The 9857-nt window shown below is 69.6% G+C and carries 5 protein-coding genes, 1 tRNA gene and 1 pseudogene; 4 read left to right on the top strand and 3 right to left on the bottom strand.

Annotation, left to right across the window (positions count from 1 at the left end; translation table 11 throughout):
- Nucleotides 1-91: 91 nt before the first annotated feature.
- From ABEA26_RS22735 to ABEA26_RS22720, 4 genes are all read left to right on the top strand, one after another.
- Nucleotides 92-1435 (top strand): LLM class flavin-dependent oxidoreductase, encoded by a 1344-nt coding sequence (locus ABEA26_RS22735; RefSeq protein ID WP_345594950.1) that lies wholly within the window; start codon nucleotides 92-94, stop codon nucleotides 1433-1435.
- A 104-nt stretch (nucleotides 1436-1539) separates the two neighbouring features.
- Nucleotides 1540-2073, top strand: a complete 534-nt coding sequence (locus tag ABEA26_RS22730; protein WP_345594948.1) for a flavin reductase family protein — start codon at nucleotides 1540-1542, stop codon at nucleotides 2071-2073.
- Nucleotides 2067-3347: an MFS transporter gene (locus ABEA26_RS22725; RefSeq protein WP_345594947.1), complete on the top strand. Its 1281-nt coding sequence runs from the start codon at nucleotides 2067-2069 to the stop codon at nucleotides 3345-3347. The genes ABEA26_RS22730 and ABEA26_RS22725 overlap by 7 nt, the downstream gene beginning before the upstream one ends.
- On the top strand, nucleotides 3340-7179 hold the full coding sequence (locus tag ABEA26_RS22720; protein ID WP_345594945.1) for a non-ribosomal peptide synthetase: 3840 nt from the start codon (nucleotides 3340-3342) through the stop codon (nucleotides 7177-7179). Before ABEA26_RS22725 ends, ABEA26_RS22720 begins: the two co-directional genes overlap by 8 nt.
- 462 nt (nucleotides 7180-7641) lie before the next feature.
- Here the strand turns inward: ABEA26_RS22720 and ABEA26_RS22715 are convergent.
- The 3 genes and pseudogenes from ABEA26_RS22715 to ABEA26_RS22705 all read right to left on the bottom strand — a co-directional run.
- A tRNA-Lys gene (locus ABEA26_RS22715) sits at nucleotides 7642-7714 on the bottom strand.
- Nucleotides 7715-7837: 123 nt separating this feature from the next.
- A complete protein-coding gene (locus ABEA26_RS22710) occupies nucleotides 7838-9373 on the bottom strand; it encodes an amino acid permease (protein ID WP_345594943.1) in 1536 nt (511 codons plus the stop codon).
- Between the two features lie 147 nt (nucleotides 9374-9520).
- Nucleotides 9521-9857: pseudogene (locus tag ABEA26_RS22705) on the bottom strand (DEAD/DEAH box helicase); the annotation flags it as partial.

Here is a 9857-nt window from a genome sequence, read left to right as displayed (position 1 = left end):
GTGTGAAGCCGCATTATGTTCGCAACCGGTGTACCCGTCTCCGCGGTGATCTAGCCTCGCCAAGCATTACGAGCGAGGAGACATCCCAAGAATGAAGACGCAGCGCCGTATGATCCGCCTCGGAGCTTTCCTCGTAGCCCCCGGCTACCACATCGGCGCCTGGCGCCACCCGCACGCCCACGCCGACGGAGGCCTGGACTTCGGGCACTACCGGGACCTCGTACAGACCGCGGAGCGCGGCAAGTTCGACATGGTCTTCCTCTCCGACGGACTCGGTGTCCGTACCCCCTACCGGGACGAGGAGGAGCTGAGCCACTGGGGCCGGAGCGTGCAGTTCGAGCCGCTCACGCTGCTGTCCGCGCTCGCCGTGTCGACGGAACGCATCGGCCTCGCCGCGACTGCCTCGACGACCTACCACGAGCCCTTCAACATCGCCCGGCAGTTCGCCTCGCTGGACCACCTGAGCGCGGGCCGGTCGGGGTGGAACGTCGTGACCTCGGTGACCGACGCGGAGGCCCGGAATTTCAACCGCCAGACCCAGCTCGACCACGCCTCGCGCTATCACCGGGCGCGGGAGTTCATGGAGGTCGTCACCGGGCTGTGGGACAGCTGGGAGGATGACGCGTTCCTGTACGACAAGGAGGCCGGACGCTTCTTCGACCCCGACAAGCTGCACATCCTCAAGCATCAGGGCCAGCACTTCTCGGTCCACGGCCCGCTCAACCTCAGCCGTGCCCCACAGGGGCATCCCGTGATCATCCAGGCCGGCGCCTCCGCCGACGGCCAGGACTTCGCGGCTCAGTGGGCCGAAGTCGTCTTCACCGCCCACCAGCGGCTCGACCAGGCTCAGGCGTTCTACCGGAGCGTCAAGGAGCAGGTCGTCGAGCACGGCCGGGATCCCGAGCAGGTGAAGATCATGCCGGGCGTGTTCCCCGTGATCGGCAGGACCCGGGCGGAGGCGGAGGACAAGTACGCCGTCCTCCAGGACCTCGTCGACCCGGTCGTGGGGCTCGGCCTGCTCACCTGGCTCCTCGGGGACGTGGACGTCTCCGGCTACCCGCTGGACGGTCCGCTGCCCGAACTCCCCACCACAGAGGGCAGCATCAGCCGCCAGCAGCTCCTCTACGAGAAGGCGCGCAGTGAGGGCCTGACCATCAGGGAGCTCTACCACTCCGTCTCCGGTGGCCGAGGGCACCGCATCGTGATGGGCACGCCCGAGAGCATCGCGGACGAGCTGGAGGAGTGGTTTGTGAACGGTGGCGCGGACGGGTTCAACGTCATGCCTCCGCTGCTCCCGGACGGGCTGGACGAGTTCGTCGGGCTGGTCATCCCCGAACTGCAGCGCAGAGGACTGTTCCGTACCGAGTACGAAGGCACCACGCTCCGCGAGCACCTGGGCCTGAACCGGCCACGCGGCGCGGGGCAGCGGCCCTGAACCTGAGACACCGGACAGCGACTGGAGGACCAGCCATCAGCACGGAAACACATCCCGGGCGAGAACAACCCCCTGGGCCGAAAGGGGAGTCCGCCGCTGACGCGGTGCCGGCCACCGCGTTCACCGCCGCGCTGCGCCGCCACGCCTCCGGGGTCACCGCGATCACGGGCCGGGGTCCGTCAGGACCGGTCGGCTTCGCCGCCACGTCCTTCACTTCGGTGTCCCTGTCACCGCCCCTGGTCTCCTTCTGTGTCGGCGTCGGATCCAGAAGCTGGGCCGCGCTGCGCGCGGCCGACCACTTCGGCGTCAATGTGCTCAGCAGTCGGCAGAGTCAGCTCTCGGACCGCTTCAGCCGCACGGACGTGGACCGGTTCGCGGACATCGGCTGGTGGGAGGGGCACGCCGGGGTGCCGCTGCTGGAAGGTACCTGCGCGAGTCTTGCCTGCCGCCGCTGGTCGGTGCTCCCGCTGGGCGACCACATGCTGGTGGTCGGTCTCGTGGTGCAGGCGCACACCGGGTCGGCGGACGACTCTCCGCTGCTCTACCACGAGAAGCGGTACGGGCGGCCGGCGTCACTGCACGGACCGGAGGGGACCGGGCGGGCGGCCACCCCCCGGCCTTCGGTGCTGCCGTGCTGAGCCGCTTCCTGCCCCCGCGCGGGCCCGCTCGCACGCTGACCGTGGTCACGCTGGTGCACAGCCTCGGCCAGGGTCTGTGGATGGCACTCAACGCCATCTACGCGGTCACCGTCCTCCACCTGTCGCCCGGGCAGTTCGGCATCGGCGTCGGCGTGGCCGCCGGTGTCGCGCTGGCGCTGAGCACCCCCACGGGGCACCTCGCCGACCGGATCGGCCCCCGTCCCGTACAGCTGTGGTCCTTTCTGGCCCTGGGTCCGCTGACGGCGGCGCTCCTCTTCGTCGACGGGTTCGGCCAGTACATCGTGGTCGTGTCGGTGCAGGCCGTGGCGTACAGCGCCAGCCGAAGCGCCCGGATGGCCATGGTGGCCCGACTGCTCCCCCCGGAAGAGCGGGTGACCGTACGCGCCTACCTGCGGGCCGCGAGCAACGTCAGCGTCTCGGTCGGTGCGGGCATCGCGGGCGTCCTGCTGGCCATCGGATCGGTGACGGCCTACCAAGGGGCCGTCGTCCTCAACGCCTCCACCTTCCTCATCACCGGCCTGCTCACGCTGATGCTGCCTTCCGTACCGCCCCAGCCGACCCGGCCCGGCCCGGCGCTGGTCGTGCTGCGGGACCGCCCGTTCCTCTCCTTCACCGTGCTGGACGGCCTCCTGTCCATGCACAACCTGCTGCTCGATGTGGCACTCCCGCTGTGGGTGCTCCAGCACACCAATGCGCCACGCTGGATGATCGCCGTCATCCTGCTCATCAACACGGTCGCGGTCGTCCTGCTGCAGGTGCGGGCCGCCCGTGGCACGGACACACCGGTGCCGGCCGCGCGGGCCAGCCGGGCGGGGTCGGTGTGTCTGGGCGTCGCTTGTGTGGTGTTCGGAGTGAGCGGAGGAGTTCCGGCGCTCGTCGCGTCGGCGCTGCTGGTCCTGGGCGCGCTGGTGCACGTCCTGGGCGAGGTGCGACAGGCGGCCGGAAGCTGGGGCATCGCCTTCGGGCTCGCCCCCGAACACGCTCAGGGGCAGTACCAGGGCACCCATGCCATGGGCGCCGACATCGGCAAGATGATCGCGCCCGCACTCCTGACGTGGTTGGTCATCGAGCACGGGACGGCGGGCTGGCTGGCGCTGGCCGTGCTCTTCACCGCGCTCGGCACCGCGATGCCGTGGGTGGTCGCCTGGGCGGAACGCAGCTTGGCCGGGTCGGACGAAGCCGCTGAAACCGCCACATCGACAACGGGAACACAGACCAGCGACAAAGTGAAAGAGACGGAAATCAGTGGGTGAATTGCTTACCTCGTTCGGCATCCGGGACACCGCTGTCGGCGACACCGGTACGGCGAGTCCTCGGGGAGAGTTCTCGTGGACGGCCGACGGTTTCCAGGCCGTCGACGCGTTCGACGACGCCAGAGGCCTTCGGGCTACGGACCTGTTCAACACCGCGTTCGCCCTGCTGATCCACCGCTACAGCGGGCAGGACGACATCGTCCTGGCGTGGGCCGACGGAAGAACTGGCACGCATGCTCTTCCCCCGGTGGAGATCCGCTCCAGAATCAGCGAGGACGTCTCGTTCGCCGTTCTGGCCGCCGCTCTCTCAGCCCAGTGCGAGGGCGCGGGAGCGGACAGTACCCCCGCTGAGCCCCGGCCCGCCGACGGTTTGCGGGCCGGTTGCCTGAGTCGCGAGCCGGAGGCTGAACTTCCCGCGTACATCCACGAATTCGGCCTCCTGCTGGATGTGGTGCACACCCCGGACACGGTGCGTTTCACCCTGCACTACGACGGTGGCCTGTTCACGGACGACTTCATCCGCCGCCTGGCCGCCAACTACCGCACCCTGCTCCTGAACGCCTGCGAACGCCCCGCCGCGCACGTCGGTGACCTGGCCCTCCTCTCCGACGAGGAGACCCGCTACCTGCTGGCGGACGTCAACGCCACCAGCAGGCCCTTCCCCCACAGCCGTACCCTGCACGCGCACGTCGAGGCCCAGGCCGCGCGTACCCCCGACGCGCCCGCCGTGGAATGGCGGGGGGCGGTGCTGACGTACCGCGAACTCGACGACACGGCCAACCGGATTGCCCGCGCCCTGCGCTCCCACGGCATCACCGGTGGGGCAAGGGTCGGTGTCTCGGTGGCCCGCACGCACCGCACGGTCTGCCTGCTGCTCGCCGTACACAAGCTCGGCTGTTCCTACGTGCCGCTGGACCCGGCCTATCCCGCCGACCGGCTGAGCGGTATCGCCGCGACCGCCGACATGGCCGCCGTCGTCTTCGACGGCGATGGCGACGCGGACGTGGACTGGCTCGGCGCCATCGACGCCGTACCGCTGCCGTGGCGTGAGCTTTGGGAGAAGGCCGCGAGCGAGGACTCGGCGCCGCTGGACATCGCCGTTGACTCCGGCGCTACGACGCACCTGATCTACACCTCCGGCTCGACGGGCCTGCCCAAGGGTGTCGTCATCAGCCACCGGAACGTCGTGGCGCTGCTGGCCTGGGCCTGGGACACCTACCGTCCGGACGAGGTGTCCCGCACGCTCTTCGCCACCTCCCTGAACTTCGACCTGTCGGTGTTCGAGCTGTGGTGCCCGCTGACGATGGGCGGCTGCGTCGTGGTCGTCGACAACGTACTGGCGCTCACCGAGGGGGAAGAAGGCGGTCAGCTGCGGCCGTCCCTCGTCAACACCGTGCCCAGCGCGCTGAGCGTGCTGCTCCAGCGCTCCGCGGTCCCGGACACCACCAAGGTGCTCAACGTGGCGGGCGAACCACTCCCCAAGGAGCTGGTCAACGCCGCGTTCGCGAGCACCGGCGCCGAGCGGCTCTACAACCTCTACGGGCCGTCCGAGGACACCACGTACTCGACGTGGAAGTGCTTCACCGGTCCCACGGCGGACACCCCCACCATCGGTGTACCCATCCACAACACGGTCGCGTATCTGCTCGACGCGCACGGCCGACTGGTCCCCCGCGGCGTGGCGGGCGAACTCCACCTGGGCGGCGACGGGCTGTCGAGCGGGTACACCAACGACCCGGAGCGCACCGCCGCGGCCTTCGTCCCCGCCCCCGCCCACCTCCCGGCCGGGACGCTGTACCGTACGGGCGACCTCGCCCGGTGGACCGAGGCGGGCGAGCTCTACTTCATGGGCCGTAAGGACAACCAGGTCAAGGTCCGCGGATTCCGGATCGAGCTGGGTGAGATCGAGGCAGTGCTGCGGGAGACCGTCGGCCTGCGTGACGTGGCCGCCCTCGCCGTCGACCGGGGCGACGACACGCTGCTGGTCTGCTACGTCGGCCTCGACGGCGCCGACATCCCCCGCACCCGGATGAGCGAGCACCTGCGCCGGAAGCTGCCGCACTACATGCAGCCCGCGAAGATCATCACCGAGGAGCGGCTGCCGCAGCTGCCCAACGGCAAGGTCGACCGCAAGGCGCTGGCCGCCCGGACGGTCGACTGGGGTGTCGGCGTGGGCGCGGTTGAGGGCGCCGGGTTCACCTCCGACGACCCGGACGAAGCCACTGTCGCGGGCGTGTGGTCCGACCTGCTGGGCCTCGCACGGCTCAGCTCGGACCTCGACTTCTTCTCGGTCGGTGGCCACTCCCTGCTGGCGACCCTGCTGGCCGCCCGGCTGAGCGACGCGTCCGGCACCCCCGTACGCGTGGCCGAGATCTACGGGAACCGCACCCTGGCCGACCAGGCCGGGCTGATCCGCCGGAAGAGGGCGGGCGCCGCGGACACGGCGGACCCGACCGCCGAGGCCGGGCCTGAGGCCCGGCTGCGCGCAGTCGCCGAAACGCTGCGGGAGTCCGCACGCGGGCACGGTGTGCCGGGCGCCGGCGCCGCCGTGTACCTCGACGGCACGCTGGAGCTCACCTACTACGGTGTGGACGACGCCGAAGAGGGCAGGGCGCGCACCGCGGAGTCCCGGCAGCGCGTCACCTGCGTCACCAAAGCGGTCCTTGCCTTTGTCTCACTCCAGCTCGTCGACCGTGGCCTGGTCTCACTCGACGAGCCGCTCGACCGTCACCTTCCCCAAGCCTTCAGGCGCAGCGACGGCCGCACGGTCCAGGTGACACTCCGGCAACTGCTCTCACACACCAGCGGTATCGACGACTCGTACGAGGTCTGGCACGACACCGGCTTCCCGGACCTGGACAGCTACCTCGCCACCTTCGGCGAGTACGGACAGATCTTCGAGCCGGGCGAGGTCTTCGCGTACTCCGCCTGCGGCACCACAATCGTCGCAGGGCTCATCGAAAAGCTGCTGGGCATACCCTGGCGGCGAGCCGTCAACGAGCTGCTCCTGAGGCCCCTCGGCATCATGGAGATCCCCGAAACCCTCGCGGAGGGCGGTCATTACGGCGGCACGGTGGCAGCCGGGTATCTGTGGGACACCTCAGCCCAGGACTTCGTACGGCACGCCCCGGAGCAGCAGACCGTCGCCGACGACGCCGCCGGGTCGTTCTCGGTCTGCCTCACCCTCGCAGAACTCGCCAAGATCGCCCTGCTGGCGCTCAACGACGGCGTCGCCGAGGGCGGCCGGCGGCTGCTGTCCGCCGAACTCGCCGAGCAGATGCGCACCCCGCAGACCGACGTTCCCGGCCACCACTTCATGCACGCCTGGGGCCTGGGCTGGCTGATGTTCGGCCCGACTGCCTTCGGGTTCAACTCCAACGGCAGTGGCCACCACAATTTCATCCAGATCTTCCCCGAGCAGCGCTCGTTCCTCCTTCTTCTGGCCAACGCGTACCCGGTGTTCGGCCTGTACGAGGACGTCCTGCGATCGCTGACCGGCGAGGGCCTGATCCGAAGAGGCGAGCCGCTCGGCATCGCTCTCGACGACTGCGTGGGCCTGTACGGATCCGACGGCTACCGCCTGAACGTTCTCCGCGGCGCCGAGCATCTGCGGTACGAGTACGCCGAGCGCCGGCCGGACGGCACATGGGAGCCGCTGGACGAGGGTGACCTCGTTCCCTCGGGGGCCGGTGGGTTCAGCTCGATGTCGGAGAAGAACATTCTCAAGGGTTCGATCTCCTTCATCTCCGCTCCCGGCACCGGGTCGGACACACCGGAGTTCGTCAGGATCGGGCAGCGATTCGTGAGAAGGAGGAGCCTGAATCACGAGTGAAGTGGCTCGCGACACCGCTGTCGGTCACCGGCAGCGCCCGGGTCATATCCCCGCCTCACAAGGCACTTGGCGGCGCGTGTCACCCATGGCCCCCCTCACCTGTTGATCACGGCGGGTGACACGCGGTTGGCGGCGGGACTGTGCGGGAGCAGGGACGACGGGTCCTCGACGCCTTCGGATCGGTGACGTACCCGGTCACGGGCCGCGAGACGGGCGAGATCCCCGGACCGGTCGTGGTGGGGACCCCGCAGTGGTTCGACCCCGCCCTCATCACCCGCCCAGGGAGATCGTCGTCGACGGCTGGGACCTCTACCGGCGAAGCCGGTCCCCCGGTCGCGTACAGCAGCAGCTGATTCGTACGCTCGCGCAGTGACCTGACAACGAAGCAGCGCCCGACCCGACCGAAGCCGACTCAGGCACTGCACAGCAGGTCAGGAGGCATTTACCTCCCCCTGCCACGGGTAGGCCCTGTGGGACTCGAACCCACAACCAATGGATTAAAAGTCCACTGCTCTGCCAATTGAGCTAAGGGCCCGGGGCGTGTTGCGTGATGTTGCCATACCGAGCATAGCCCGACGCGGCCGGGACGCCGATCGGGTATCGGGGTCATGGCCGCGTCGTGCCGGTGTCGCGGGACGCGGGAGGCAGGAAGCGGTGGCTACGGGTCCACCGGTTCGGGCGCGTTCGCACGGGCCGCCGTGCGGGCGCGGGTGCGTTCGTGGTCGGGGTTGAGGAACCAGTGGCGGGCCGAGGCCAGCCACCAGGTCGCGGCGAAGCCGAGGACGACCAGGACGGCGATCGGCGCGTAGTTGAAGGTCCCCCACGTGACCGGGGAGACCTGGGGCAGCATGAACAGGACCGTGATGACGCCGACCCACGTCACCGCCACCACGCCCACCACCTGCGACCAGCGGCCCAGATGCCACGGCCCGCGTTCGAAGGCGGCGCCCTTGCGGACGCGCAGCAGGGTCGGGATGACATACGCGATGTACAGGCCGATGACCGCGATGGACGTCACCGCCGCGTACGCCGTGACGTTGATCAGGTAGGGCAGGCCGAGGACCAGTGCGGACAGCGCGGCCAGCCAGACCGCCGCGACCGGCGTGCGGGTGCGCGGGTTCACCGAGTACCAGACGCGGGAGTAGGGGAGCGCGCCGTCGCGTGAGAACGCGTAGATCATGCGGCTGTTGGCCGTCACCGACGCCATCCCGCAGAACAACTGCGCCCCGATGACGACGAGGAGGAGAAGCTTGCCCGCGGTGGCGCCCAGCGCGTCCAGCAGGATCTGGGCGGGCGGGGCGCCGGTGGGGGACGTCAGGGCTCCCTCGTAGGACTGGATGGCGAAGGTGAAGCCCAGGAGGAGGACGAAGCCGGCGATCCAGGAGGTCCAGATGGAGCGGACGATGCCCTTCGGGCCGGCCCTGGACGCGTCGTGCGTCTCCTCCGTCATGTGGGCGGAGGCGTCGTAGCCGGTGAACGTGTACTGGGCCATCAGGAGACCGATGAGGACCACGTACACGCCGCTGCCCCAACCGGTGTTGTTGACGAACTCGCCGAACACGAAGGACGCCGACTGGTGCTGGTCGGGGGCGAAGGTCAGCGCGCCGACGACGACCGCGACGCCGACGACGTGCCACCAGACGCTGACGCTGTTGAGGAGACCGACGATGCGGACGCCGAAGGTGTTCAGCAGGCCGTGGAGGACGAGGATCGCGGCGAAGAGGAGGATCGTGCGGCCGGGGGTGACCTCGAAGTCGAACTGGAGGTTCAGGTAGGCGCCGAGGAAGGACGCCGCGCCGAAGTCGATGCCGGCGGTCACCGCGACCTGGCCCAGGACGTTGAACCAGCCCGTGAACCATGCCCAGGCCGCCGCCGTGCGGGGCGGCGCGAGGCGGTGCGCCCAGAAGTACAGGCCCGCCGACGTCGGGTACGCCGAGCAGATCTCGGCCATCGCCAGGCCGACGAAGAGGGTCATCAGGCCGACCGCTACCCAGCCCCAGGTGATCACGGCGGGGCCGCCCGTGTTCATGCCGAACAGGTAGAGGGTCATGCAGCCGGAGAGGACCGAGATGATGGTGAAGGAGACCGCGTAGTTGGAGAACGCCGACATGCGGCGGGCCAGAACCTGGGTGTAACCGAGCTGGGCCAGCCGTTCCTCGTCCGAGAGCCCACTCGCCTTGGCGTCATCTGTCATGCCCCCAGCAATGCCCTCACGGGGAACGTGACATGCGTCACTCGGTGGCGCAAAGTGGTTCGGAAAGCGGAGCGCCGTGGCCTCCACCCGTTGGGGCGGAGACCACGGCGCTCCGTGCAGGCGTTCAGCCGCTCAGACGTTCAGACATCAGCCGTTGCGCTTCCAGCGCGGCTTGTCGTCACGGCGGCCGAAGGAGGAACCGCGGTGGTCGTCACGACGGCCCTGCGGACGGTCGTGGCCGCCGGAGCGGAAACCGGGACGGTCGCCCTGGCGGTCACGGTTGAACGGACGGTCGCTGCCGGGACGGTCGCCCTGGCGGTCACGGTTGAACGGACGGTCGCTGCCGCGGTGCCCACCGCGGTCGCCGCCACGGTCACCCCGGTCGTCGCGGCGGAAGCCACCACGGTCACCGCCACGGTCGTCACGGCGCTCGAACGAACGGCCACCACGGTCACCACCGCGGTCACCACGGTCATCGCGGCGG

It is taken from the genome of Streptomyces marokkonensis, from assembly GCF_039539045.1.
Lineage (GTDB): Bacteria > Actinomycetota > Actinomycetes > Streptomycetales > Streptomycetaceae > Streptomyces > Streptomyces marokkonensis.
Note: the sequence above shows the minus strand (reverse complement) of the source record. Positions and strands in the feature narration are given on the sequence as shown.

Excerpts from the sequence above, each read along its gene's own strand:
- ABEA26_RS22710 (WP_345594943.1), bottom strand. The coding sequence starts at position 9,373 with ATGACAGATGACGCCAAGGCGAGTGGGCTCTCGGACGAGGAACGGCTG.
- ABEA26_RS22735 (WP_345594950.1), top strand. The coding sequence starts at position 92 with ATGAAGACGCAGCGCCGTATGATCCGCCTCGGAGCTTTCCTCGTAGCC.